Origin of the sequence: Brasilonema octagenarum UFV-OR1 (assembly GCF_963888615.1) — a bacterium.
Taxonomy (GTDB): Bacteria; Cyanobacteriota; Cyanobacteriia; order Cyanobacteriales; family Nostocaceae; genus Brasilonema; species Brasilonema sennae.
Genome location: NZ_CAWPKW010000045.1, coordinates 38,475 through 64,832 on the forward strand (window position 1 = coordinate 38,475; position 26,358 = coordinate 64,832).

A 26,358-nucleotide genomic window follows, 5' to 3' on the forward strand; every position below is an offset into this window, starting at 1 on the left:
CCAAATTATGACGCAAAAAAGAAACTTTGGTCTTCAATAACAAGTTGTGCCAAAGAATATGTCGTATAAAATATAACTAATTTTAAACACTTTCAAAAAAATATTCTAAAAATCTATCTGAGGGATGAAAAGCATCGATCAGTCCGCTGAATTATTTATAATTCCTGCCTTCTTTCACCTTAACCCTAGGCAACTGTACACTGTCCTATTGGGCTGCGTTATATTCTATCCGAGTGAGAACTGGGATAATGGAGCATGACAAATAAGCTGCTTAACAATCGCTATCAAATTATCCAAGTACTAGGTGCGGGTGGATTTGGTGAAACTTTTTTGGCGGAAGATATACATATGCCTTCTCGCCGTCGCTGCGTGATTAAGCAACTCAAACCGATTCACAATAACCCCCAGATTTATCAACTAGTACAACAGAGATTTCAACGCGAAGCAGCGATATTAGAACAGCTAGGTGGAAGCAGTGATCAAATACCAGCTTTATACGCTTATTTTCAGTTAGATGAGCTATTCTACTTAGTTCAGGAGTATATTGAAGGCGATACGCTGACAACTAAACTCAGACAGCAGGGAGTATTTGGTGAAAATACTGTCCGGGAATTATTGGTAACTTTATTACCTGTACTGGAGTACATCCACTCAAAGGGCATTGTCCACCGTGATATCAAACCAGATAACATTATTTTGCGCTCATCAGATCAAAAACCAGTGCTGATTGATTTTGGTGCTGTACGGGAAACAATGGGTACAGTCATCAATTCTCAAGGGAGTCTTACTAGCTCAATTATCATTGGAACTCTTGGATATATGCCTAGCGAGCAGGCAATGGGTAGACCAGTTTATGTTAGTGATCTGTATAGTTTAGGCATGACTATTATTTATCTGCTGACAGGGAAATACCCGCAAGAACTGGAAACAGATCCACACACTGGAGAAATTGTTTGGCGCTCTTATGCTTTGAATATTAGCTCAACGATCGCATCTGTTATTGATAAAGCAATTGCTTACCATCCACGGGATAGGTTTGCCAGTGCTAGAGAAATGTTGCAAGCTTGTGCCGGAATAGCAAATACAATTTTACCGACACAACCGCCTTCTACTCAACCATCTGTCCGTACGCCATCTCCTGAGGCTGTTGTCTCGACACCTTCTAGAGAGCGCAATCCTGCTCACAATAATATTGTCATAGGAAGTGCAATTGCAACTGGGTTAATCGGTATATCTGTAATTATTGGTCTTGTGTTAACAAAATCTTCTCAACCATTTCCACAACAGCCAGTGGTAAAACAAACTCCAAATGATTCTTCTTGGCTTTCTCAAAGAACTGTAACAGATGCAGATTTAGAAGGTAAAAGCGGTTTCGAGCTTGATGTTATGCGAAATTCAATTTTTGCACGTCACGGTCGTCGTTTTGACACTACTGGCTTACAACAGTATTTTGATAAACAGCCGTGGTATCGACCTCTGTATTCACCAAAAGATTTTCCAACTAGCTTGCTCTCAAGTACAGAGCAGTGGAATGTAGAATATATTGCAGAATATCAAGACCGTTACAACCGCAGATATTTTCAGAAATGAGAGCAAAAAGCCAAAAACTCTTTCTTTAAGCCTTGCCCTTTAACTTTTTCCCAAGGAGCATTTGTAAATTAAGTTGTGCTTATCCGAACCGTATTAACACTACTCCTATTGAGTAACAATAATTGCCAACTCTAGATTGCCAAGTCGGATTTGACTACCCACTGTGAGCACAACGGGGACTGAGGGCTGATTGGCAGACTGGGGAATAAGTTGCTGTCCATTGACAAACGTACCATTGCGGCTGTGAAGGTCGATAATCTGAAGTTTATTGTTAGCCCACTGGATGACAGCATGGTAACGCGAAATTGTCCCAGGAATGGTTAACTCATAGGTACTCAGATCAATGTCAACAGTAATGTGAGGGAGATGACTACGCCCAATCAGCGATCGCAACCGATTCAGAGAAAAGGACTCGTTGGCTTTGGGACCGTTGAAGATAAACAAATAGGTTGTCTCAGGGTTAAGTTGAGCTAACCCAGGGATTGGATCGTAACCAAAGCCACCAGTCATCACAAATCTCCCAATTCACGAGATGCTCTGAGCAAGCCTGTTGCTTGATGGGCGCTAAGTTTGCCTGTTTTATAAAGATTATCCAGTTGCTGTGTTACCTCTGCCGCAATGGTTATCTGCCCAGATTTGAGAGCAGCCGCTTGGATGTGGCTTAGTAGTTCCACAGTTTGTAGAGGATCGTCCACATCTGCCAGTTCTGTGGTGAAGCGATTGATGTCCCAACAAAGGCGATCGCGATCTACTTCCAGATTAATTTGTTGTGCCTCTCGATAAGAGGGAGTAAATTGCAAGGCAGCTTGAGTCGTAACGGTTCCAAAATCTAATGTCTGCAACTGAATTTGTGCAATTGTGTAAGTACCGCTTAGTTGAGTTGCGTTCAAGGCAGACACCTCCAATGCCAACAGCACATCTGTTGAGGTATCTGCTCGCAGGTTGTGGATGAGAATTCCTGGGGAAGCAGTTTCCCCCAAAGGGAGGTAATGAGGACGAAACTGGCAACAGCTTTTGAGCGTGACTCCAGACGCTAGGTCTAGTTTGAGGATAACATTTTCAACTGCAACCATTTGTACTGCCTGTAAACGTTCTTGTAATTGGGTTGCAAGCAGTGTAGGGTTATCAGCATACATAAACGTACCTCGCCCGCGATCGCTAAGGCTAACCAAAAATGCTGTATTGAAGTGTGCAGCATCTCCCAAGCCTACCGTAGAAAGTGTAATGCCATCCACTGCCATCGTCTGTGCTTGCTCAATCAGTGGGTAGAGATCCTCTAAAATCTCTCCTTGATCAGTAGTTGGATGCCCATCTGTAATCAGAATTCCTACCCTTGCTCCGCCCGATCGCACTAAGGCAGACCGAATCCAGGAAAGAGCCAGGTCAGTTCGGGTAACTCCTTCAGGAACCAGGGTATCCAAAACAGCTTGGAGGTTGTCAAGTTGATTATTATGAAAATTATGCTCAACAGGAGTGACCCAGTCCGCAAATCCTGCCAGGGACAGGCGATCGCCTGACCGTAACTGCGCGACTAATTGCTGACAGGCTGCTTTCGCCCTTTCCCATTTTTCACCCTGCATCGAAGCGCTGGTATCCATAGCAACTGCCAATTGCAAAGGTAAGGTTTGGGTGCGATTTTCCTCAGCTACGATCCGAACTCGTAAAATATGCTCCGAGAGTTGTGAACTGATTTTAGCAGGGCGATCCCAAGCAAGTTGCAAATTGAACATGGCTTATCTAGACAAGCTTTCTGTTACCAATAGTACACCGTTGTTTTCCAGACTAATAATGAACTGCTTTTCTGCCAGGGTCTTGAAATCAGGATAGTTCTCAAAAATCCAGCGGTTAAGAGGGCGTTCAACCAAAGTTTCTAGTAAGGTTTTAATCCGCCGACCGCCAAACAGTAAATTATCAGTATTCTGCATACTAACACTTAGAACTTCCAGCACAGAAGTATGAAATAGCAGCAGCAGCCGATATTTGTCCCAAGCAGATTCGGCCAACTGCCGAAGAAACTTCTCACCAATTTTCCAAACAAACTCCGGACGAAGCAAGTCAAATACTACAATACTGTCACCCAGACGGTTCAGTAGTTCAGCACGACCAATACGACTGGTGAAGTGCCAGTGGACTTCTGAGCGAAAATGAGCATCGACCTGAGGATAAGTGAATGAACCGACACCTTGCCGATGCACCTCGGTCATAATGCCGTTACGGATGATAGCGCCCGTTTGGGGATCGGTTAAGTCAGAAGCGCCAAGGTTACTAGTAAAAATAATAACAGTCTGATTAAAATAGGCTGTCTGCCCTTTACCATCGGTAAGGCGACCGTCCTCCAAGATTTGGAGAAACTTATCCATAACTTTGGGATGAGCTTTTTCAATTTCATCAAACAGCAGAATGCTGTAAGGACGCTCTAAGACGCGGTTAGTCAGTATTCCTCCTTGTTCATAACCCACAAAACCAGGTGGAGCACCCGCTAACTTTTCGGCCGCGTGTTCTTCTTTATACTCACTCATATCAAAGCGGGCAAACGCTTGTTCATCTCCAAAGATCAGGCGTGTGAGTGATTTAGCTAACTCTGTTTTACCAACACCAGTGGGACCAACGAAAAAGAAAATTCCTTTTGGTTTGCTGTTACGACCGCTAACATTACTCAGACTAATGCCTACTTTGGCGCTCGTCAGGAGAGTGGTTACGGCTTCTACTGCGCGAGGTTGACCAATGACAGATTGAGATATTTCCTCCTTAGCATAAGCAATTTTATCTGCACTGATCTTCTCAAAGGGTTCATCCCGTTGCCCAAATTTGTAGAAGTCTACTAAGCGCAACACTGTTTTGGGACTCAGGGGAATGCGTTCTCGCCAAGAGGTGTGCCGGATAGCTTCTAGATCCATTGTCCCAAAGCCTTCAGTTAAGGCAGCAAATTCCTCGGCAGCTCGTTCAAGATCGCACAGTTGCTCTTGATTGGAACGTTGGACATTTATCTGGTCTCCCCCATAAAATCCCTGTTGCCCAAAGCGCAGGATAAACTGAAGTCTTTCGTCTTTGTTGGGACGAGTCACCTGCACTAAGGCTACAAAGGGATTGTTAGTGTAAAACCAGGCAGGTACTCGCCGCAGATCGCTTGCCAACAGGATGAGGGTGTTGCGATAGCCGGTGAGATGTCCCTCACGAATCACCTCCCCTTCCAGGGTGCATTTTTTCAGCAACATCAGTAAATGACGTTCATCCACCAGATAGCGTTCTGGGTCAGCAGTTAGCATATCCCCCAGATCGACAATCGCTACCACTGAGGTTTTCGGCTGAGAAATCACTGCCCGCAGATGAGCAAAAGCAGCATCTGGCGACAGGTAAGTGCTGGTCAGGCGTTGCACCACTGATGCTGGATTAGCACGGGATGGGGGCAGCATAGGATCTGCTGCAGGTGCTATTGGAGTGGAGGACTGTCCTAGCCGTTCTTTGTTGCTTTGTGCCAATCGCACTCGTGCTAGATCATCAAACAATTGCCGCATCTCTGACTGGGGAAAGGTCAGACCGTCTACTGGATCGTAACGAACAATCAGGTCAAATCCCATGTTGAGGAAATAAGCATTGAGGAATTCTCCCATCCCTTGATAACTACCCTGCCAGAGAAATTGATCGTGAATGTTGCTATATAGAATCTGGTGTTGACGGCGATACAGGTGCTTTTCAAACTCTTGAATCCAACGGGCTGAGATTGGGAACATGGCAAATAATAATTAAGTTTGAGCATTATCAACAAAATATTAAAAGCAACAAAGTAATACGCAAATATATTTTTTAAAGTACGTCAAAAGCATAAAAATAAGCTTTTTTAGACTATATCGTAACAGCAAACTTACAGCAATTTTCAGGTAATTGAACCACAAAATGTGAGAAACTATGCATAGAGTGATTGTTGAATTAGATGCCAGTAGTTTACTCAGAAGATTTGCGTTCTCGCGTGATTGCAGCGTGGGAAGCGAAAGAAGGCTCTCAACGCTAGGTAGCTCATGTAACCCAGGTCTTAGCACCTCAGTTGTGGTCAGGAGCAATAGTTGTCATGGATAACCTTAGGGTTCATCACGCAGAGCGTGTGCGAGTTGCGATTGAATCAGTCGGTGCAAAAGTCAAATCTTTACCACCATTATCTCCAGATTTATCAAGAAAGGCAGAGGGCAGGAGGCAGGAGGCAGAAGGGAATACTGGCTCCTGACCTCTGCCCGTGACCGTTAGCTCCGGCCCCTCTTAGGGGCTAGGGAACAAGGGTCTAAAACCCCACCGTCTACACGGGAGCCAGTACTGTAGGAGGGTATCCCGACAGAGGATAAGAGCGTTGCTCACAATTGGTTGGGGTCCCAATACCAATACATTTGTTCCTTCTGCCCTCTGCCCTCTGCCTCCTGCCTTCTTCAAAACGAAGAGACGGATTGGAGGGCGAGTGCCTGCTTTTAGTCTAAACTCCAGTGATAATATAACGTATACAATTCTAGGGAAAACACGTAATGCGATCACCAGCTCGACAACAACGACGCCAGCAATTAATCCAGCAATACGTTCTATCGCGCCGGACGATGCTGGCGCTAATTGGTCTAGCTTGTGCCCCTGCTTTGGAAATGTGCCTAGGCAATAAATCTTACGCAACAGCACCCGACCTGCCTGCCAATCAGGATATTCCAACTTTACCTCAAAAAAACAACTCGGCAATCCAACTTGAGCGTCAAGAGCAATTATCAGCAGTACGCCTTCAATATCAACTGGCGTTTCGGCTACCGAACGCTGTCCGCGTGGCGACTTTACCCCTCCAAGAAGTTTTTGATCAGGCATATAAGAATAATCGAGAAATTTTGAGCCAGAAAATCGCCGCAAATCAACAAGCTTTTCAACAGAGTCCCAAGCCCTTTGTAACGCTGGAAGATTACGCAGCTGTCTTTAAAGTCCTGCCTCTACCAGATATTGCCAAGACCTTTAAAAGCAACGATACATTCGCAAAACAAAGGCTTTCAGGTCCCAATCCAATGGAACTAACCAATGTTTTATCACTCAATTACAATCTCTTTGAAAAACTTGGGATCACCGATGAGATTTTTCAAACTGTTCTCTTATCTCAAACGGGAAAGGCTGACGAGAGCGAAACCCTCAACAGTGCTACCCAAGAAGGTCGTCTATTTGTCACTGATTATGCGCGACTCGATTCTACTCACGTAACTCTAAAATCCAATCGGTTTCTCACTGCCCCAATCGCCCTTTATTATGCTGATCGCAGTCGTAGTCATTCGCGCTTAATCCCTATTGCCATCCAACTGGGACAGGTGCCTAAAGAAAGTCTGCTTTGTACGCCTATGGATGGCGTAGACTGGACTCTAGCAAAGCTGATCGCTCAGATGGCTGATTTTAATGTCCACGAATTGGTACGTCATTTAGGTCAAACCCATCTTGCTCTAGAGCCAATCGCATTAGCTACGGTACGCGAGCTAGCTGCTCGCCATCCGGTGAATGTGCTATTAAAGCCTCATTTTGAGTTCACAATGGCAATCAATGCTCTTGCCGATCAGGTACTGATTAATCCGGGGGGATATGTGGATATCATTTTCGGAAGCACTATTGAAAGCTCACTCAACCTTACAACTCTTGGGATCTCGGAATTTTTCAACAACTTCAGCAACTTTGCTCTTCCGAACAATTTACGTCAGCGTGGTGTTGATGAGCGTTCTGTATTGCGAGATTTTCCTTATCGGGATGACGGGTTGCTGGTGTGGGATGCCTTACTCGACTATGTCAGTCAATATGTTGGGATTTACTACAGATCAAACCAAGATGTCATTGAAGATTTCGAGCTACAAAATTGGCTACAAGTTTTACGGAAATCCGTTAGTGATGGAGGCTTTGGTATCGTTTCCTTACCACCCCGCCTGACTAACCGCGACCAGTTAATTAACCTGCTGACACAAATTATTTTCACCGCCGGTCCACAACACTCAGCCATTGCTTGGATTCAATATCAATATATGTCTTTTATTCCTAATATGCCCGGAGCTATTTACCAGCCCATTCCCACGGTTAAAGGGACGATGCAGGACGAATCAAGCCTAACTCATTTTCTCTCTGGCATAGAGCAAACTTTTGCTCAGGTCAATGTGATAGCATCAATTAGCAACAAGGTCGATATCAAGGCATTTACAGATTTTGGGGTAAATAGTTTTCAAGATCCACGAGCGATTAATGTTCTAAAAAGCTTACAAGACCGTCTAGAAGTGGTGGAGAAACAAATCTCACAACGCAATCAACGCCGCGAGGAATACTACCCTGGTTTTCTGCCCTCCCGCATGGCTAACAGTACCAGTGCCTAAAAACAGCCAACGGCTACACCCATGCAGATGCTGAGTTTTGCCGTTAAGTCTCTCAACTGGAGTTTAGATTAGGGTGTGTCATCAATTAGGTAAACTGGAATCAAAAGTATAATTTAAAAAAATGATATAAGGCAAATTAATAACAGTCACATTTACTTTTTTAAATCAGGATGTCACCACACGAAAACCGATGCTAGAGTATCGGAAATTGGCATCAAAGCAAAAACGGTGGGCACAGCGACAATCGTCTGCTAAGCTGTACCAAGAGCCACCCCGTACTACATGCTTTGTCGGATGCCCTGCTTCGCTCCAAGCACTACCATCCATAGGTGCGCCACTGTAACTCTCATGCCAGGTATCTTCACACCACTCCCAGACTAAGCCATGCAGATCGAAAAGCCCCCAGGCATTTGGCTTTTTTTGTCCTACCTGTTGAGTTTTGTTCCGGGCGTTCCAGGTGTACCAGGCATAGCTTGGGAGCAGCTGTTTACGGTTACTGAAACTGTAGAGGGTTTGGGTTCCGGCGCGACAAGCATATTCCCATTCTGCTTCGGTGGGCAGGCAATAGGGTTTGCCTGTGAGTTGAGAGAGGCGATCGCAAAATTCCAGTGCATCCCTCCAAGAAACATTTTCCACCGGACGCAACGGACTGCTAAATTGGGAAGGATTGTTCGTACATACAGCTTGCCATTGCTCTTGAGTAATCGGTGTCTTACTCATACAAAATGCAGGTACACTAACCCGATGCTGGGGCATTTCCGGGCGCAACCACTTTTCAATGTCAGAGCGTTTAAACCAACTTTCCAGCCGTAAAACCTGCTCAATATCTTCTGTGGCACTTCCCATTAAAAAACTTCCTGCAGGAATGGCAATCATATCCAAGATTGCGCCACCAGGAAGACGTTCTTGGTAGTTGACTCGTCGGTTTGGCAGGGCGATAGCGCCTTGCGCGGCTCCCTTCGGGAGCATCGGTTGACTCTTGTGTTTGCCCTGCTTATCTGCACTGATATCTTCTGTTAACCTAATATTAGGCTGGTCTTCAACTTCAATCCGAATCCCGGAGTTTGGAATTGAGACATATCCTTGCGCTTCTGCTCCTGCAGGCAGGACTTTGCGAAAGCTGGGCGAAAGAGGCAATAGCACCGTTACTCTGCCTAAATCTGAAGTGGGGTCGAGAGCAGCGAGAACTTGAGCAGCCGTCCAGCGCTTTGTGTAGTCTTTGACCAAGCAACCCTGGACAATTACAGTAAAAGGAGCAGGTAGTTCTGAAGCAAAGTTAAAGTCTTCAATTCTCACCCGTTGCATCATCTGTTCGATGGTATTACCTGCAAAAGGATGTTTGCCTGTCAGCGTCTCGGCGATGACCATCCCTAATGACCACAAGTCCCAGGTCAGACTAATCTTGCCAGTATATGATTCTGGAGGTGCATAAGCGATCGTTCCCACTTGATGACTGGGAAGGGTTTCACTGCCATTGCGGTTTTCCAAGAGCCGGGAAATCCCAAAATCTGTCAGCTTCCATAGCCCACCCACTTGCATGATATTAGCGGGTTTGAGGTCTCGATGCACAATGCTCCGACCGTGCAAATAATCCAAAGCACTCGCCAAATTTTTCACCATCGTTTTGACTTCTGCTAGGGGTAAACTGCCCCGTTGCAATCGCCGCCCCAATGAGTCTTGAGCCAGTTCCATGACTAAACCCAGACATTCAATTCCTTTAAGCCAACCCTGCTCGGGACTGAAACCCTCTAGTAAGTTAGGATGTTTGAGAGAAATCGCAGTTTGCAACTCCGCAATTTGACGCTCTTGCAGTCCGCTTTCATCGGAAAAAATTTTAATCGCAACTTCTCTCATGACGCGATCAGCAACGACATCGTCTGCAAGAAATACAGCACCAAACGATCCCGCGCCTAAGAGTTTTTTCAGGCGATATTTAGGAGTAAACCACTCGTCTTCAAACATTCGCCAGAACTGATTCGGGTTCATTGGTCTGTGGTTCGTGTTTAATTACTGATCAGGTCTACGTATCAAATGAGTTGAGGCTAACTGCTATGGGCTGAGCCAGTTTCAGGAGTGGGCGTTGTTCCCCAAACATAATCTTGCAAAGCTGCTACATAAGCTGTTCGCTGCTGTTGCTGTTCGAGCCAAACTTGCTGCTGTTGCAATCGCGTGTCCTGTAGAAAAGCAGCAACCTGCTGTTGACGTTCACGAACTTCCTGTTGACGTTGCACTCTTGCGGCGTACCATTCTTCTCTGAGAGACATAATAATATAAAGTCTTTTCCTCCTATGTTACAAAAAATTATAAATTGCTACCGTTTTCAATGGCAGTCGTCGTCTTGAGGCTATATCCTCAATGCACACCTTTCACCACTTGTTATACACTACGACTACGCGTTTGCTGACTGCTTGGCAACTGATCGGCTTGACGGAGGACACGATTGGTATCTTTACCCTGCCATAGCACTTCGCCCATTCTGACGCCAAAATTATCCTCTAAGGCGGTGTGCATTTGGGTAAGCACCTGTTCAGCTTCGTCACAAATGGCAGCGGTATTGCCATCAACGGTCGCAACGCTGTGCTTAACATAACCGTCTACGTCATAAAACACCTGTCCCGCTATAGGGACGCTGACACTAATTCCTTTTCCTGCCTGAGTGGTGGCTCCCAAAATCATAGCACTGGCTGGATGCTCTGGATGCTCTGGTTGATGAAAGGTAATGCTGAAACCCATTTCCTGCAATGTCTGAGCAATGCTATCAGCAATATAATCCCGTTGCTCTGCCTGTATTTGAGCCGTGTTGGCAGTGTCAATAATGATTTGAGAGCGTTGCTGGCTTTCGCTTAAGCTGAAGATAACCTGTTTGAACTGACCGTCTGCGATTGCAAGTTTCGCTGCATTCGTCTGGTTTTCTAATTCTGTCACTGCTTGCCTTTGCCAGCGCATCACTACGGGGTCAGCCTTCAAGCCAGCCAAAATGACCTGCAGTTCTGCCAGTTGCTGATTTGCCTGTGCCTGTAGCTGTCGGCTGTCTGCTTGCCCTTGGACAATTTGACGGACGTGCTTTTGCACTAATGCCGTTGCTTCTGCTAGAGGTCGGCGCACTGCTACCGGGTTCCCCACGGCGATCGCTTCTTGCACATTTTGGAGGACGGATTGCAAGAGTTGCCGACCCGCTGCATCGAACTTCAAGGCTTCTGCCTCTGGAATTTGCGCCACTCGCCGTTGCAGTTCCTCTAGTTCAAACTGTTGTCGCTCGATGTCTGCCCGTCGTTTCTTTTCTGCCTCATCCCACCGCTTGCGCTTGCTAGCTTCTTGCATTGCCAGTTCAATTCTCACCAGTTCTTCTGAGATAGCCAGCAGTTTTTCTGGTGACTCTGCGGAGGCGATCGCCTCCAACTGATTCTGACAACGATATTCCAATGCCACTGCTTCTTGAACATAAAAATTTGCCCATTGCCAGTGTAAATCTGACAGCAGCACATTTACCCGGACATGGGTTTGGTAACGAGACATTTCCAATTGTCGTTGTCGCTCCTGCTCCTCGGCTTCCTGCCGTCGTCTAGCTTCTGCTTCTGAACGACGCTGTCGCTCAGCTTCCAGGATTTTTTGCTTCCACTCCGCAATTTCAGCTTCGGAAAATTTGGGGCTTCCACTCATAAAACTGTTTTTTTGTCAATGGACTACATAATTATTAAAGTTTTCATTGCTGTTGCTTCTTCAGCATAGCTACATCGTTTTCAGGGCTATACCGCCGTTCTAGCAGAGATTGATAGGCAGTTTCAAAATCTGCAGCGATAATGCTTGCAACAGTTGGGTTGGTGAATCCTTGGACACGATAACGTCGAATAGCTTGCAGAGTAGCCTGATTGCTAAGGAGTGCAAGTTCCGCACCGTTCCAACCTTCTGTACGCACAGCCCAAGCTGCCAAGTTTACATCTTCTGCCAAGGGGCGATCGCGGTTGTGAACCTGCAAAATTTCCAGCCGACTTGTGAGATCCGGCAGATCCACTTTTAGTTGCAAATCCAAGCGACCAGCTCTTAACAGAGCAGGGTCAAGCATATCTGGTCGATTGGTTGCAGCAATAATCAGAACGTTGTCACACGATTGGATACCATCAATCTCCGTAAGAAGCTGACCAACGACACGAGCGCTCACACCAGAGTCACTGTCATAACCCCCTCTAACAGGAACAAAGGTATCAATTTCATCAATAAAGATGACACAGGGCGCTGCTTGCCTTGCTCTAGTAAACAAATCCCGCACAGCTTGCTCTGATGCACCTACCCAACGACTGAGTAGTTCTGCCCCATTGACAGCAATAAAATTTGCCCTTGCTTGAGCAGCTACAGCTTTTGCCAGCAGAGTTTTGCCAGTTCCCGGCGGCCCCCAAAGTAGAATACCACGTGGAGATATGGCTCTCATCAGGCGGTAGAGTTCGGGATAAAGCAATGCACCTTCTACAGATTCCTGTAAGATGGATTTAATAGTTTCTAGCCCACCAATTTGATCCCAAGTAACGCTGGGTGTTTCAATCGCCACTGGACGCAAGACCGAGGGCTTGACATCCTTTAATGCTTGTAAAAAATCTTGCTGATTGATGCCCAAATCGGTAGGTATTGGTGAGTCCAGAGAAAGAGTAGAGCGGTGCAAGGCATTATACGCTGCCTTCTGACAGAGTCCTCGCAAATCAGCACCAACAAATCCAATTGCCAAATCTGCGATCGCCTCCAAATCGACAGAGACATCCATTGGCATCGAGCGAGTGTGAATCTTGAGAATTTCCAACCGACCATTGCGATCGGGGACACGGAAATACACTTCGCGGTCAAACCGACCTGGGCGACGCAGGGCAGGATCTACGCGACCGGGACAGTTAGTTGCTGCTAAAACCATCACCCCATTGAGTTGAGCAAAGCCATCCATAAGACTCAGGAGTTGAGCAACGACGCGCTTCTCGACTTCACCTTCCACGCTTGCGCGATCAGGTGCAAGGCTGTCAATCTCGTCAATAAAAATCAGGCAAGGCGCTGACCCCATAGCTTTCTGGAAAATCTGCCGCAGACGCGCCTCTGCTTCACCATAGTACTTACCCACGACCTCAGGACCTGCAATTGCGATGTAATTCACACCCAATTCTCCTGCCAGGGCGCGAGCAGTTAGGGTTTTACCTGTCCCTGGTGGACCGATTAACAACACTCCCCGCGTCGGCTCTAATCCTAGTTTGTCTAGCAAATCCGGGCGCTTGAGCGGTAGAGCCACCAAATCCCGCAGTTCTGCAAGTACTTCACTTAAACCCCCAACTGCTTCCAGTGATTGTATAGTAGACTTTGGCTGAAGAGTGTGATTATCAGCTTGCGATTGAGGTTTCTGCCCAGCAGATTTAGGACGACCCATAGCTTTGACCGACGGTTCTTCAGATTTGGGAAAATTGGTGGCATTTGCGATCAACACTTGCCGTTGAGCCTTTTTCTCCAGAGTTTTTGCCAGTATTAATAATTGTTCAAATTCTCGCAATAACCTACTCACTGTTCGCTGCTACTAGCCTATCCCTGTAGTCTATATAATTGAGCCAGCAGTTCCGGTGGAAGGGCTGCCATTCCGGGTGGAAGTTGAGATGCTATTCCCCGAGCTTGCTGTGCTGCTGCTGCATATACTTGTGCAAGCTGTTGAGGTGATAGACCAGTTATTCCTGAGGCTTGCTGTGCTGCTGCATATACTTGTGCAAGCTGTTGAGGTGATAGACCAGCAATTGGGGACGGAACTTGAGGTACAATTCCCAGAATTTGCCGTGCTGCTTCATGGAGTTGGGCAAGCTGTTGAGGTGATAGAGCTGCCATTGGGGATGCAACTTGAGGTGCCACTCCAGGGACTTGCTGTGCTGCTGCATATACTTGTGCAAGCTGTTGAGGTGATAATTGAGCAAGCTGTTGAGGTGATAATTGAGCAAGCTGTTGAGGTTGTAACATCCCCACTGCGGCAGATTGATTGGCTATTCCAAGTTGATTGAGCATCTGACCGAGCTGAGCGATTAACACACTCAACTGATTGACTAATCCAGCTAGTTGGGCAACGACTTCGACGGATAGGGCAGTTGCTCCAGCAGGATGGTTTCCTGAACTTGCGGCAGATTGCCCTGGTAATCCGCCCGCCAATCCTGCCACTTGACCGGCTAATCCACCAACCAATTCGGCTGGGTTACCCGCAGCACCTGCCACCTGACCGGCTAACCCACCGACCAATTCAGCAGGGTTTCCGGCAGCACCTGCCACCTGATTGACTAATCCACCGACCAGTCCGGTAGCGTTACCCGCAGCACCTGCCACTTGACCGGCTAATCCACCGACCAATTCAGCAGGGTTTCCGGCAGCACCTGCCACTTGACCGACTAACCCACCAACCAATTCAGCAGGGTTACCAGCACCACCTGCCACTTGACCGACGATACCTGTGACTGGAGATAGCAATCCGCCTAGCAGCCCACCACCTTGACCGCCTTGAGCTTGTTGTGCGTTTTGGGAAGCTGGTTGATTGCCTCTAGAACGGGGCTGATTACCTGAGGGCAAAAGTTGGGACGTGAGGTTGGAAAGCATAGGTTTAAAGGTTTGGAGTTGCAGGTAGTCGATGACGTGTGCGCTATCAGCACTGTTTGATACTGTAATCGAGAGGGTGTGAAGTCCTTTGAAAACGACTCCTAGTGGAATTTGAGTTTGCTTGAGCTGGACTTTGTCTGCACCAGGTGTCCTAGCAATGAGTTGCCCGTCTAGAAATATATTGTCTTCCCCAGAACCGTAGCGATCATAACAAAGGACTAAATATCCTTCAGTATAATCCTCTGCCAGGACAAAGTGAATGTTAAGCTGGCTGGTTGAGTTGGGAATTTTGCTGGCACTAGGAGGAACCAGGCAAGAGGGAATGATCGGACGATTAAGGGGGTCAGGGTCTGCGCTAATAGTATAATTATATACTTGTGTCCAGGCACCTGTCGGGACTGGTATTCCGGCTTGACCAGGTCTACCAATTTGCCAGAGAACAGATGGGGGGTCAGACATAGAAGTAACTGTGCTGGGTTGCTTCAAAGCGAGAGGTTGTTCGACAACTGGCGGAGTAATAGGTTTTTCACTATTTGGCTTTGAGGGAGTAGGGGTAACGCTCGGCACAGTACCAGTACCCTGTTTTGATGAATCTGGGGTGGGAGTATCCTTATTTAGCAATGGTTGTGTGGCAGTGCCGTGGATATCTTGCTCCACAGAAGCAGACTCAGGAGAGTCGATTTCGGTAATGGGTTCTGCTTGAATTTCGATTGACTGCTGGGCTGAAAGTGCTTCAATCTCAATGGGACTCAAGACTCTGTCCCAAATATGAACCTCAGCAATCTTGCCGCAGAAAAAGCAAGGACTTGCCCCCAACTGCTCTGTAGCGCCTGCGCCGACGCGCATGGGATTGCGGTCATTAGGCTGGTATTGCACGTCAATCTGTCGTCCTACTTCCTGCCCATTGACATAGAACGTCATTATCCGAGAGTGTTGGTTATAAGCTCCTGCCAGATGTGTCCACACACTGGGTATTACCTTTGGTCCAGTTAGTACTCGCCAAAATGCGCGTGGCTCCCCATTACCCAACCAAAATTGCCATTGTCGTGAAGGCGTGACGCAAAAAAGGTAGCCCTTGCGTCCTTCCAGGGGAGATCCTCCTACCGAGGTGACAATAGTCTGGTAGCCTGTGCCGCCACCAACCATAGCCCACATTTCTACTGTGAAACTGGTAGGGTTTAGCTCGGGAGCATAGGGCATATCCAATTTGTCACTGACTCCATTAAAGGCAGGAGCTGTTGGAAAAGAGTCATTTTGAGGCGTTTCCTGCATTGTTGTTTGGGAGAGCGCAGCTTGCTGTGCCATACGGTCAATGGGAGGATTGCCACGTCGCAGGGTGCCAATGGAAATTCCTGCAACTCCAACCCTTAACTTGTCGATTGTCAGCATCTGCTTGGTGCTACTCTAAGCATATGTGAACGTGCCGCTCGCTAATGCACATTATGGTTGATTTGTACAGTGTATAACTTTTACTCCTTTACCGGATTCATAATGATGCCTCGACTAAGCATCCGAGACTCAAATTCTTGACGAAAACCTGGTTCCTTGGGAATCCCCACAAACTGGATTTCTCCGGTTGTTTCCATGAAAAACTGTAAACCTACCGAGCGCTCTGGCTGCGCTAATTTGGCGAAAATTAGAGCTTGATAACGCTCTGTCATCGGTAACAATCGCTGATTACCCGATCCACGCCAAAGTAAATCTGTGTGCTGTTGTTCGATGTAAACACCATCTATCAACAGATCGATTCGCTGCAACAAATCTTGCTGTTCTTGTGTACCTTGCTGCTGTAGCTGCTCTAGACGATAGCCTGTATAGCATACTACTCCCAGATCTGCCTTCGCTCGAACTAAGTCTACTAGATTAGCCAGTGCCTTTGCTTGCAGCATCGGCTCTCCTCCAGAGAAGGTCATCCCCTCAATTCCACGTTGAGCTAGTACCCAAGCTGCCATTTCTGTCACGCTCACCAGCTCTCCCGCTGACTCATCCCAAGATTCAGGCACTATACAATTTTTACAAGCGAACCTACAACCTTGTACCCAAATTACGGCTCTTTGCCCCGGACCAAGTACGCTCACAGGGGATTGACGACTAAATAGGCGTAAAATTTTCTCATTCATAGTTATCCGAGCGAATTCCTAATAGTTCGCCAAACGGATTTAGAAGCTCATCTGAGTGCGATCACACTCAGATGAGCTTCTAGTAGCGACGCATTTCAGCAAGGAATTTGTAGTAGTAGCGCAAAAATTCATTGCGCGATTCCTGAGAACGACGTTTGTGATCTACGTAGATGCTCTTGCGTAGGTTCTCAAGCTCGCGAATTCGATTATGCTGATCTTTGAGAAACTCGCGTTGATGCCTGAGAAACTCGCCGTGCCATTCGCTAAAGCGACGTTCGCCATCTCGGACAAGCATTTGACGATAATGTTCGCTGTCAAGCCTGTCTACTGGGATATTATTAAGATTTGCCATGAGTAGAAACCTGCTACATAGAACTTATTTATAGCTGTACAATACAACTACTTGTCTACTTCGGTGCTTCATCCAAAGGAGACATATCCAACAGTCTACAGGCGTAACTATGGCTTCGCCAAGCTGCGCTATCGTAGCTAGCCGAGACTACCGTTAGTCCACTGGAAGATTCTCAAATACTAATTTTTATTAGGAATCTCTTTGCCATTGTCTAAGGAGCCACTGTCTGCGAGCTTCACTTGCCAGCATTTTTGCTGATGCACCAATGCAACGGGCGCGATCGCTCTTCGACAAGTCCAAACGGCTCAATGTTTGGCAGGCACGGAAACTAGGAATCATTCCACCAGTACGAATTTGCCGCATGGTACGAATAAGGATCATTGTTTCACCTCCGTTTAGCAGAAAGTTTTTTTGCTGACGGAATTTCCTGAAACAGTTCCCCAAGAATCAAGCTTGCTTCACTCTGGGACAGTTTGGAACGCGACAGCAAGACATCTACACAGACATCTTGAAAGTCAGTGCTGGTTGGCACAACAGGAACATTATTGCTGTGACAGACTTTAGCTACGATCAGACACGCTCGCAAACCGGAGGACTTTTCTTTTTGCTGTGTGCGCTCCCGAAACTTCTTGACAAGAGAGACAATAACTGAGGCATCCGCTCGTGTCAATCCTGATTTTTGGACAACAATCTCCTCCTGAGTCAGTTGGTCTGGCTCTGGAATATCGATCGTTACCAAGCGATCCATCAGTGCATCCTGAGTTTCATGAACTCCGCAATACTCCTCTGGATTCGAGGTAAAGATGACTCGGAACTGGGGATGGGCACGAATATATTCCTGTTGCTGGGCAGCGCTTGGTAGCACCAGTAGCTTTTCCTCCAATACGGAGAGCAGCACATTATTCACCTCAGGACGGGAGCGATTGAACTCATCGTAGACCAAGGTGAAGCCCTCACGGCAGGCAGTGGTCAGGCGAGCATCGACCCAGGTCTGGCGGAATTCATCTTCCAGCTTGACAACGGTGTGAATAAAATTATCAACAACTTTCTTGCGGTTATAGCCCCGTTGATTACCAATCAGATCGGAGGACTTGTGCTCATCATCTCCAAACATCAGCAAAATCGGACGCTCCAAAAGATTCGCCAAATGTATTGCCAATGTTGTTTTGCCGGTTCCAGCCGGACCGCGCAGGTGGACAGAGAAGCCAGCGTGAAGATAGCGCAACGCACGCTGAGTCAGACGATTGATTGTTGGTGTATCGACAAAATTATGGGAGTTTGCTTGCAGAACTGTGGTCACAACTAACTCCCTGGGATCATATTTGTTGGGGTAGCAGTGGAAGGTTGCGAAGGTGAAACACCTGTTGCATAACTGCCATTCTCAGGAATGGGCGTTGTCCCCCATACATAATTTTGTAGTGCTGCTACGTAGGCTGCTCGTTGCTGTTGCTGCTCGAACCAGACTTCCTGCTGATGTAATCGCGTCTCCTCTAGGAAAGCAGCCACATCGGCTTGCAAAGTGCTGCGGAAGTTACTCAACATTGTCCGCTGATATTGATGCAGTGCTGCCATCTCTGCTTGAATCTGCTGACGATACTCCAGCACATCCTGTTGACGTTCGCGGACTTCTTGTTGGCGTTGCACTCGGGCAGCGTTCCATTGTTCTCTAAGAGACACTATCTAGGCTCCTTTGGCGCTATACCTACCAAAAACAAAAAGGTACGCTACAACAACTCAGATGGCTGGTACAGCGGCTTGAGCTGTTAAGCCAACAGCTTCTGCATACTTCAAATAGGTTTCTACTGATGCTAGCACAATCCTTGCTTCCACTGCTAACAGTTCGATTCCCACAAGGGATACCCGTACCCACACATCGATGACGACACCCTTATCGAGAATGCGATCAATGACTTCAGCCAGACTGGAAGATGAGTTTACTTTTTCAACTGCCATAATTACTTGTCTCGATATATATAGAATTTCTGTAACAACTTATTAGCCACAGATTTTTTGAGTAGCCATTTTATCTTAATCCCAAAATAGAAATTTTTAAATCCAGATGTATGCATGTCATAGATTTTTTTTTGAAACTTAAGAAAGAAAATTTTCTGACTTATTGCTGCCAAACCCTAGCAAATGCGTGGAAATAAATATTTTTCGTTAAGGGTAGGCAGAAGGAAAGATGGTTTTACTTTTTTGTTGAGATTTTATTTTTCTTTATATTAAATTTTATTAAAAACTTAATATAAAATTTAATATAAATTTAAAAATCCTAAACACTAAAAACACGAGAGCCGATTTATTATCAAGAGGCTAGGCAATTGCTAAGGAGCGCAGGGTTATAAAGGGGGATCGCCAAACTCCAAAATTAAGTGTTTAGGATAGAAGAAAAAATTCTCACATTTCCTCCTAGATAGTGCTGTTGAGAAAGCAGCTATACTGGTTCTAAAAAGGCATCCTTCTAAAGAAATTCAGATAAATTTCAGAGGATTCAAAAAAAAAATTTTTTTTATATTCTCGTCTAACATGGGAAAGCATCAAATACTATAGATAAAGAGTCGAAACAATCGTGACTTCTACGCCGATTCTGCCGAAAAGTTCTCAATCCAACGCTAATCGAACGATTGCAACATCTACCCAAGGCTCAACTTTGGCGGATATTCTCGAACGAGTTTTGGATAAGGGAATTGTGATTGCAGGTGATATCTCTGTTTCTGTCGCCTCCACCGAACTTTTGCATATCAGAATTCGTTTGTTGATTTCCTCAGTTGATAAAGCGCGAGAGATGGGAATAAATTGGTGGGAAAATGACCCCTATCTCACCAGCAAGTCTCAAACTTTAATTGAAGAAAATCGCCAACTTCAGGAACGGTTGCAAAGTATAGAAGCAGAAATGCGATCGCTCAAAGCTTTAGCTACCAGTCAAATAGAATTCGGTGCAAGTGAGCAGTCAAAAAATCCTTATTCTATGTCGAAAAATCCCTCTACTGAAAACAACACTAACCCTACAGATGAAACATAAAAAATTGACATTATGGCATTACTTGGGACATCCTCTGAAAATCCGGAAATAGTAAGTACCAGTAACAAATTGAACAGTAAGGCGGGGTTGGCTTCTTTACTGTTAACAGTGGTGGAATTGCTTCGCCAACTCATGGAAGCGCAAGTCATTCGCCGCATGGAACAACACATTCTCAGCGAAACAGAGTTAGATAGAGCAGCAGAAAGTCTGCAAAAGCTAGAAGAACAAGTGTTGCAGTTATGCGAGATTTTTGAAATAGATCCAGCAGATTTGAATGTGAATCTGGGAGAATTCGGCACCCTTTTACCACCACCTGGAACTTACTATCCGGGAGAAACTAGCAACAGTCCTTCTATCTTGGAACTGCTAGACAGACTTTTAAATATTGGAATTGTGGTGCATGGCGATGTTGATTTGGGTTTGGGTAACCTGAATTTGATTCACGCGAAGCTGCGGCTGATTTTGACATCAAAACCGATATAAAAGTTCTTTTATTTCAAAAAAATTATGAATAATGGTCTTTATCTTTACGGCATTTTACCCGCACCTATTTCGGAAAAAGTAGTTCTCGAAGGACTAGATCAACAACCAGTTCAGAGCTATAGTGTTGACGGGTTCAACTTTTTATACTCAGAAGCGAAAAAAGAAAAATATCTTACTTCCCGACGCAATTTATTGTGCCATGAAAAAGTTTTGGAAGAGGCGATGAGTGAGGGGTTTCGCACTCTACTACCTCTTCGCTTTGGATTGGTAGTGAAAACCTGGGAAACAGTCACCGAGCAATTGACTCGTCCCCATAAGGAAAAACTCCAAGAGTTATTTCAAAAATTGGAAGGACGCAGAGAAGTAAGCGTCAAGGTATTTTGGAATAGCCAGTCGGAGATTCAGGGGTTACTAGAGTCAAATGTTAGCTTGAAAAAAAAGCGCGATGCGATGGAAGGTAAAGCTTTAAGTAGATCGGAAATCATCGAAATTGGTAAGCTGATTGAAAATGGTTTGCAACTTCGTAAGCAAGCAGTTATTGATGTTTTCCGTTTTGAATTGAACGATCTGGCAGAGGAATTTGTGGAAAACGATACAATGACGGAAGAGATGATTTACAATGCGGCTTATTTGATTCCCTGGGAAAGTGAATCTAACTTTAGCGAAAAAGTAGAAGCAATCGACCAGGAATTTGGCGATAGCCTACGAATTCGCTACAACAATTTTACGGCTCCTTATACCTTTGCCCAGCTTTCTTAAGGAAACCTAATATTATGTTTCTGGAACTCTTAACTTTTCCTATTTCAGGACCACTTGGTGGAATCATCTGGCTAGGAGAGCAACTTCTAGAGCGTGCTAATGCTGAATTAGATGATGAACAAAATTTGCAAAAACAGTTATTAGCTTTGCAGTTAGCCTTTGATATCGGTGAGATTTCAGAAGAGGACTTTGAAATTCAAGAAGAAGAACTTTTGCTGAAAATTCAAGCCATGGAAGAAGCAGAAGAAGAATCTGGATGATTTGTACAAACGCCTTAGGAGGCGTTTGTACAAAAGCCAGCAGTCAGAAATTAATATTCAAGATAAAAAGTTTGGAAAGGACTCGACTTAACACTCTTATTAGGAGTCGTTGTATTTTGAGGAGAACAAGTATTAGGAGTTGCACTTTGAGAAGAACTAGGAGTTGATTGACGCAAGTTCTGAATAGTTTTTTCTGTATTCTCTATTTGGTGATCGAGAAGCCCCAGTTGTTGTCTCAATAGCTGAATACGCTGTTCCATAAACTCCAATTCTTGCTGGATACGCTGCCGTTTCGTTACCATTTTATATAAATCTAATTGTTCAGCAGCTTCACTTTTATTACGAGGTATTGTGCTGATTTTAGGCTGAATTGTGCGGCGCGGGGGAATGCTTTTCATGTATACTTTAAAAATTAACGTATAAATCAACTATAATTAAAAAACGGCGTTCGCAAATACTATTACTAAAGCTGGGTAAAATTTCTTAGTAAAACCTTTAATATAGCAGTCCTATCTAATTTATGAAAATTTTTAACCGCCAAGACCCTAAAAGCGCCAAGAAAAGTAGGATTGCTATAGAAAGCCGTTGAAGGGGAGTGAGCGATCAATGAAACTGCAAGAAACTGTTGCCGGACAACCAAAAGATGTTGACCTTGGTTATCCTACCTCGGCAACTCCCTACTTCAATGGTAGTAGCGATCAAATTGACATCCCCTACGCTACAGATATTAACCCTACTAGCTTTACAGTCGAGATGTGGGTTCTGTTTCAACGCAGTAGAGGCTATCGAGCTATTTTGACTTCCGTCAGTGGTTCTGCAACCCTTGGGCGTCGAGGGTATGTCTTCTGTGTGAACGCCGCACAACAGTGGCAGTTTTGGCTCGGTAGCGGTCAGATAGGAATTCCTTGGGTTATTCTTACAGGCTCGAAAGCTCAACGAGGGATCTGGACTCATCTAACAGGAACCTATGACTCAGTATCCAAAACAATGGCTTTCTATATTAATGGTCTAGCTGTGGGGCAATACACAGGAATTCCGTTTCAACCAAACAATCGCCATCCATTGCATGTGGGCGCAGGAGCAACCGAAGCCGGAGCAAGTTCGTGTTTCTTTTACGGGAGTATTACTAAAGTGCGGATTTGGGCGGAAGCGCTTTCCCCGGTTGAAATTCAGACTCTTGCTATTGAGGGAGTACTGGGCGACCAAACTGTGGAACAAACTGTGGAACCCACTTCACCCATCCCGACTCCAGTTGCTCAGACAAAGCAACCAGAAGTAACTATCACTTCACCCATCCCGACTCCAGTTGCTCAGACAAAGCAACCAGAAGTACCTATCGCTTCACCCATCCCGACTCCACTTGCTCAGGTAAAGCAACCAGAAGTACCTGCCAAGCCTCTTGCTACAACTCCTCCTGAATCCTCTGAGATAAAACCATTAAGCAAAGAGCTAGAGAAATCCTTACAGCCAGTATTGATGTTTGACGGGCAAGATGATTATGTAGAAATCCCATATTCTCCTACTTTAGACTTTCCTCAAACGCAAGATTTTGCGATCGAAGTTTGGCTAAAGCCAGACCTTATGGAGGAAACTAAGAGCAAAAAAACATTCGATATCAATGTCCTTGAAAAATGGGTAGGAACCCCGTTTCCATACGCCATCCGATACAGCAGTAAGAATGGTCGCGTCTATGCATCTCGCTATGATGATCACAAAAAGAATCCAGCAGTCTCCTGTTTGCAACCGATTAACGATCAACAGTTTCATCATGTTGCGTTTGTGAAACAAAGTTCCCAACTGTACTTGTATGTGGATGGTGTCGAAGTGGCAACCACAAATGACACAACTATAGGAACAACTCAGAACAATTCACCGCTTTACTTAAGTCGAGGGGCAGTGGGAGGGGGGCGGCATTTGTTTAAAGGTCAAATGGTTGAATTCCGTATTTGGAATCGAACTCGTTCTCAAGCGGAAATCCAAGCCGATATGTCGCGTCATCTCGTGGGTGACGAACCCGGATTAGTGGGCTACTGGGCTTTGAATGAAGGAAGTGGTGATACAGTCTCTGACAAAACCAAAAACGCCAATCACGGCAAGATAACTGGAGCAACCTGGAAACAAGTTGAAGTGCCAATTAGTTAAAAATTTTTACTTTTACAACTAAGCGTGGAACTGTCTAACTTTTACACTTACGCTTTTCTCTTGACACCAGCCACCGTTTTGGAGTTACCTGTCGGCATTGGCGACATGGTACTTCTTATCAGTCATGCTGGCGTTTCAGCTTTGGTGGAACCAGAGGTGTCTAGTGAATCATTACAGAACGATGACGAACGATTAATCCAAGCAGTTTTGTCCCATGATCGAGTGGTTTGTGAACTATTTCGCCAAACTACAATTTTACCCTTGCGGTTCGGTACTTCCTTTGCCTCAAAAGAAAGCTTACTAACTCATCTAGAATCCCACGCGGAGGAATATCTAGAAAAGCTACGCCAACTAAATGGTAAAGCCGAATATATGTTGAAATTTATTCCCCGGACTTTAGATGAACCAAACATAACACCTGAAGCAGGAGGAAGACAGTATTTTTTAGCCAAGAAACAACGTTATCAAACACAGCAAGACTTTCAAATAGCTCAAACTGCGGAATGGGATCGGGCAGTTCATCTTATAACCCAGATATATAAGTCGGCAATTGTTGTTCAACCGGAAGGTGAAGATGCGCGGATTTATCTTTTAGTCAGTCGCCAAGACGAACCTTTACTTGCAGAACAATTTCTAGCTTGGCAAAAAGCGTGTTCTCGTTGGGAATTACAGTTAGGACTCGCCCTACCTCCGTACCATTTTATCTAAAAGTTATATCTGGAATTTTTCAATCTAAAAAATATCAGGAGGTGTAGAGATGGATGATATGGTAAAGTACGACTCGCTTCAGCTAGCAATGTTTAGCGGTAAAGGTGGAGTAGGAAAAACTACCCTTGCCTGCGGTTTTGCCCGACGCTGGGCGAGATTATTTCCCAACGAACAAATACTGTTAATATCTACAGATCCAGCCCATTCTTTAGGCGATGTGCTACAAATAAAAGTGCAAGACAACGCCTTACCCTTACCTGATTTACCTAACTTGAGTGTTCGAGCGTTGGATGCTAAAGAATTACTTTTAGAATTTAAGGCAAAATACGGCAAGTTTTTAGAGGTATTAGTTGAGCGGGGAAGTTTTGTTGAGGGCGAAGACTTAACACCTGTTTGGGATTTAGACTGGCCCGGTTTAGATGAAGTTATGGGTCTGTTGGAAATTCAACGCCTGCTACCAGAAAAAGTGGTAGATCGCGTAGTAGTAGATATGGCTCCTTCCGGTCACACTTTAAACTTGTTGGGAATCAAAGATTTTTTAGATATAGTTTTAAATTCTTTAGAATTATTTCAAGAAAAACATCGGGTCATTACCCAAACTTTTAAGCGAAGTTATACCGCCGATGAAATCGATGACTTTTTGGTCAAGATGAAATCTGAATTAGCAGAAGGCAGACGCCTACTACAAAATCAAGATATATCTACTTGCTTGGTAGTGGCGATCGCTGAACCCATGAGCCTTTTAGAAACAGAACGATTTCTAGAAAACTTACAAGTGTTAGAAATTAAGAGTGGTGGGTTATTAGTTAACAAGATTTTAGCAGATGCAGATACAGATTTAGATCGCTATAGCGAACAACAAGAATTGCTAAATAAGTTTGTCAAACTACCAGGAAACCAACCTGTTTTTCTTATATCACAACAGCCATCAGAACCACTTGGCAGTGCAGCATTAGACAATCTTATTAACCAAATTCAAAAAATTGATACAGTTCCAATTGCCCCACCACCACCCATACAGTGGCCGGCTAAAGTGCTACCCGATTTCAGCGATTTTATCGCAGAAGGACGGCAACTTATCCTTGTTGGCGGCAAAGGTGGAGTTGGAAAAACGACAGTAGCAGCTGCTATAGGGTGGGCGTTAGCAAATCGTTATCCTGATAAAAAGATTCGCCTCATTTCTATCGACCCCGCCCATTCTTTGGGAGATGCTTTTGGGGCAAAATTAAAACACGAACCCACCCAGATAACGACCAATTTGAGCGGTCAAGAAATCGATGCTGATATAGTTTTGGAACAGTTCCGCAATGATTATCTTTGGGAATTAGCCGAAATGATGAGCGGCGAAGGATCTCAAGCCGGGGCGGTGAAAATTGCTTACACTCCCGAAGCTTGGCGACAAATTGTAGCGCAAGCTTTACCTGGTATTGATGAAATGCTGTCTCTGATCACAGTGATGGATTTATTAGAGCGCAAACAGCAAGATTTAATTATCCTGGATACTGCCCCTACCGGTCATCTTCTGCGCTTTCTAGAAATGCCATCTGCATTAGCAGACTGGCTAGCCTGGATATTCAAGCTGTGGATGAAGTATCAAAATGTTTTAGGTAGGGTAGATTTTATGGGAAGGCTGCGGAATTTGCGACAACAAGTTGTACAAGCACAGAAGAAATTAAAAGACCCCCACCATACTGAATTTATTGGTGTCATCCAAGCTGAAGCTGCAATTATTGCAGAACAAGTGCGGTTAACTGAGTCTTTGCAAAATATGGGAGTTCCGCAGCGTTACATAGTGCATAACCGTTACAGTCAGAATATGGAACTTGATGATAGTTTATTTGCTCAGCAAACTATTATTCGCTTACCAATTTTACCTCGTTCTGTGGAACCGCTAGACCGAATTAAAGCAGCTGCGAGTATGTTACTTTAACGAATTCCGCGAAATTCCGCATCCGCCGGGAGCGGTGACGATGGA

24 protein-coding genes and 1 pseudogene are annotated in these 26,358 nt (G+C 45.2%); 10 read left to right on the forward strand and 15 right to left on the reverse strand.

Annotation, left to right across the window (positions count from 1 at the left end):
* The first annotated feature begins 255 nt into the window (after positions 1-255).
* The gene (locus AC5590_RS02875; RefSeq protein WP_169262964.1) at positions 256-1,590 is read left to right on the forward strand and encodes a protein kinase domain-containing protein; all 1,335 of its coding nucleotides are present in this window, start codon (positions 256-258) and stop codon (positions 1,588-1,590) included.
* A gap of 105 nt (positions 1,591-1,695) precedes the next feature.
* On the opposite strand, the gene AC5590_RS02880 is transcribed toward AC5590_RS02875, so the two are convergent.
* The 3 genes from AC5590_RS02880 to AC5590_RS02890 are packed head-to-tail and all read right to left on the reverse strand — an operon-like array spanning position 1,696 to position 5,321.
* Positions 1,696-2,100 (reverse strand): FHA domain-containing protein, encoded by a 405-nt coding sequence (locus AC5590_RS02880; RefSeq protein WP_169262965.1) that lies wholly within the window; start codon positions 2,098-2,100, stop codon positions 1,696-1,698.
* Positions 2,100-3,320: a vWA domain-containing protein gene (locus tag AC5590_RS02885; RefSeq protein ID WP_169262966.1), complete on the reverse strand. Its 1,221-nt coding sequence runs from the start codon at positions 3,318-3,320 to the stop codon at positions 2,100-2,102. Before AC5590_RS02885 ends, AC5590_RS02880 begins: the two co-directional genes overlap by 1 nt.
* Before the next feature lie 3 nt (positions 3,321-3,323).
* Positions 3,324-5,321, reverse strand: coding sequence for an AAA family ATPase (locus AC5590_RS02890; protein WP_169262967.1), 1,998 nt, complete (start codon positions 5,319-5,321; stop codon positions 3,324-3,326).
* A gap of 293 nt (positions 5,322-5,614) precedes the next feature.
* Here AC5590_RS02890 and AC5590_RS02895 point away from each other — a divergent pair.
* Together AC5590_RS02895 and AC5590_RS02900 are read left to right on the forward strand one after the other, a co-directional pair.
* Positions 5,615-5,809: pseudogene (locus tag AC5590_RS02895) on the forward strand (transposase); the annotation flags it as partial.
* A 289-nt stretch (positions 5,810-6,098) separates the two neighbouring features.
* Positions 6,099-7,943: a lipoxygenase family protein gene (locus tag AC5590_RS02900; protein ID WP_169262969.1), complete on the forward strand. Its 1,845-nt coding sequence runs from the start codon at positions 6,099-6,101 to the stop codon at positions 7,941-7,943.
* 165 nt (positions 7,944-8,108) lie between these two features.
* Here the strand turns inward: AC5590_RS02900 and AC5590_RS02905 are convergent, their stop codons facing one another.
* The 11 genes from AC5590_RS02905 to gvpA form a co-directional block, all read right to left on the reverse strand.
* Positions 8,109-9,929 (reverse strand): bifunctional serine/threonine-protein kinase/formylglycine-generating enzyme family protein, encoded by a 1,821-nt coding sequence (locus AC5590_RS02905; RefSeq protein WP_169262970.1) that lies wholly within the window; start codon positions 9,927-9,929, stop codon positions 8,109-8,111.
* A gap of 56 nt (positions 9,930-9,985) precedes the next feature.
* On the reverse strand, positions 9,986-10,207 hold the full coding sequence (locus AC5590_RS02910; RefSeq protein ID WP_169262971.1) for a hypothetical protein: 222 nt from the start codon (positions 10,205-10,207) through the stop codon (positions 9,986-9,988).
* A 112-nt stretch (positions 10,208-10,319) separates the two neighbouring features.
* On the reverse strand, positions 10,320-11,603 hold the full coding sequence (locus AC5590_RS02915; RefSeq protein ID WP_169262972.1) for a coiled-coil domain-containing protein: 1,284 nt from the start codon (positions 11,601-11,603) through the stop codon (positions 10,320-10,322).
* Between the two features lie 43 nt (positions 11,604-11,646).
* Positions 11,647-13,473: an AAA family ATPase gene (locus AC5590_RS02920; RefSeq protein ID WP_169262973.1), complete on the reverse strand. Its 1,827-nt coding sequence runs from the start codon at positions 13,471-13,473 to the stop codon at positions 11,647-11,649.
* Between the two features lie 17 nt (positions 13,474-13,490).
* Complete coding sequence (locus AC5590_RS02925) at positions 13,491-15,926, reverse strand: LamG domain-containing protein (RefSeq protein ID WP_169262974.1); 2,436 nt, start codon at positions 15,924-15,926, stop codon at positions 13,491-13,493.
* An 80-nt stretch (positions 15,927-16,006) separates the two neighbouring features.
* Entirely contained in the window at positions 16,007-16,657 is a 651-nt protein-coding gene (locus AC5590_RS02930) for a 4Fe-4S single cluster domain-containing protein (protein WP_169262975.1), read from the reverse strand.
* A 79-nt stretch (positions 16,658-16,736) separates the two neighbouring features.
* Positions 16,737-17,009, reverse strand: coding sequence for a hypothetical protein (locus AC5590_RS02935; RefSeq protein WP_169262933.1), 273 nt, complete (start codon positions 17,007-17,009; stop codon positions 16,737-16,739).
* A gap of 189 nt (positions 17,010-17,198) precedes the next feature.
* A complete protein-coding gene (locus AC5590_RS02940) occupies positions 17,199-17,390 on the reverse strand; it encodes a hypothetical protein (RefSeq protein ID WP_169262976.1) in 192 nt (63 codons plus the stop codon).
* A gap of 4 nt (positions 17,391-17,394) precedes the next feature.
* Positions 17,395-18,309, reverse strand: coding sequence for a gas vesicle protein GvpN (gvpN, locus tag AC5590_RS02945; RefSeq protein WP_169262977.1), 915 nt, complete (start codon positions 18,307-18,309; stop codon positions 17,395-17,397).
* A gap of 2 nt (positions 18,310-18,311) precedes the next feature.
* Positions 18,312-18,686: a hypothetical protein gene (locus AC5590_RS02950; protein ID WP_169262978.1), complete on the reverse strand. Its 375-nt coding sequence runs from the start codon at positions 18,684-18,686 to the stop codon at positions 18,312-18,314.
* A gap of 57 nt (positions 18,687-18,743) precedes the next feature.
* A complete protein-coding gene (gene gvpA, locus AC5590_RS02955) occupies positions 18,744-18,962 on the reverse strand; it encodes a gas vesicle structural protein GvpA (protein ID WP_169262979.1) in 219 nt (72 codons plus the stop codon).
* Between the two features lie 616 nt (positions 18,963-19,578).
* On the opposite strand from gvpA, the gene AC5590_RS02960 reads away from it, so the two are divergent.
* The 4 genes from AC5590_RS02960 to AC5590_RS02975 are packed head-to-tail and all read left to right on the forward strand — an operon-like array spanning position 19,579 to position 21,533.
* Positions 19,579-20,031 carry a gas vesicle protein gene (locus tag AC5590_RS02960; RefSeq protein WP_169262980.1) on the forward strand — a complete coding sequence of 151 codons (453 nt, stop codon included), beginning with the start codon at positions 19,579-19,581 and terminating at the stop codon, positions 20,029-20,031.
* Positions 20,032-20,043: 12 nt separating this feature from the next.
* A complete protein-coding gene (locus AC5590_RS02965; RefSeq protein WP_171977802.1) occupies positions 20,044-20,514 on the forward strand; it encodes a gas vesicle protein K in 471 nt (156 codons plus the stop codon).
* A gap of 24 nt (positions 20,515-20,538) precedes the next feature.
* The gene (gene gvpF, locus AC5590_RS02970; RefSeq protein ID WP_169262981.1) at positions 20,539-21,273 is read left to right on the forward strand and encodes a gas vesicle protein GvpF; all 735 of its coding nucleotides are present in this window, start codon (positions 20,539-20,541) and stop codon (positions 21,271-21,273) included.
* Positions 21,274-21,287: 14 nt separating this feature from the next.
* Positions 21,288-21,533, forward strand: a complete 246-nt coding sequence (locus AC5590_RS02975) for a gas vesicle protein GvpG (protein ID WP_169262982.1) — start codon at positions 21,288-21,290, stop codon at positions 21,531-21,533.
* 50 nt (positions 21,534-21,583) lie between these two features.
* On the opposite strand, the gene AC5590_RS02980 is transcribed toward AC5590_RS02975, so the two are convergent.
* Positions 21,584-21,931 carry a gas vesicle protein gene (locus AC5590_RS02980; protein ID WP_169262983.1) on the reverse strand — a complete coding sequence of 116 codons (348 nt, stop codon included), beginning with the start codon at positions 21,929-21,931 and terminating at the stop codon, positions 21,584-21,586.
* A gap of 208 nt (positions 21,932-22,139) precedes the next feature.
* Between AC5590_RS02980 and AC5590_RS02985 the strand changes: the two genes are divergently transcribed.
* The 3 genes from AC5590_RS02985 to AC5590_RS02995 are packed head-to-tail and all read left to right on the forward strand — an operon-like array spanning position 22,140 to position 26,313.
* A complete protein-coding gene (locus AC5590_RS02985) occupies positions 22,140-23,675 on the forward strand; it encodes a LamG domain-containing protein (protein WP_169262984.1) in 1,536 nt (511 codons plus the stop codon).
* 24 nt (positions 23,676-23,699) lie between these two features.
* Positions 23,700-24,383 (forward strand): GvpL/GvpF family gas vesicle protein, encoded by a 684-nt coding sequence (locus AC5590_RS02990; RefSeq protein WP_169262985.1) that lies wholly within the window; start codon positions 23,700-23,702, stop codon positions 24,381-24,383.
* A gap of 49 nt (positions 24,384-24,432) precedes the next feature.
* Positions 24,433-26,313 carry an ArsA family ATPase gene (locus AC5590_RS02995; RefSeq protein ID WP_498822803.1) on the forward strand — a complete coding sequence of 627 codons (1,881 nt, stop codon included), beginning with the start codon at positions 24,433-24,435 and terminating at the stop codon, positions 26,311-26,313.
* Positions 26,314-26,358: the final 45 nt, after the last annotated feature.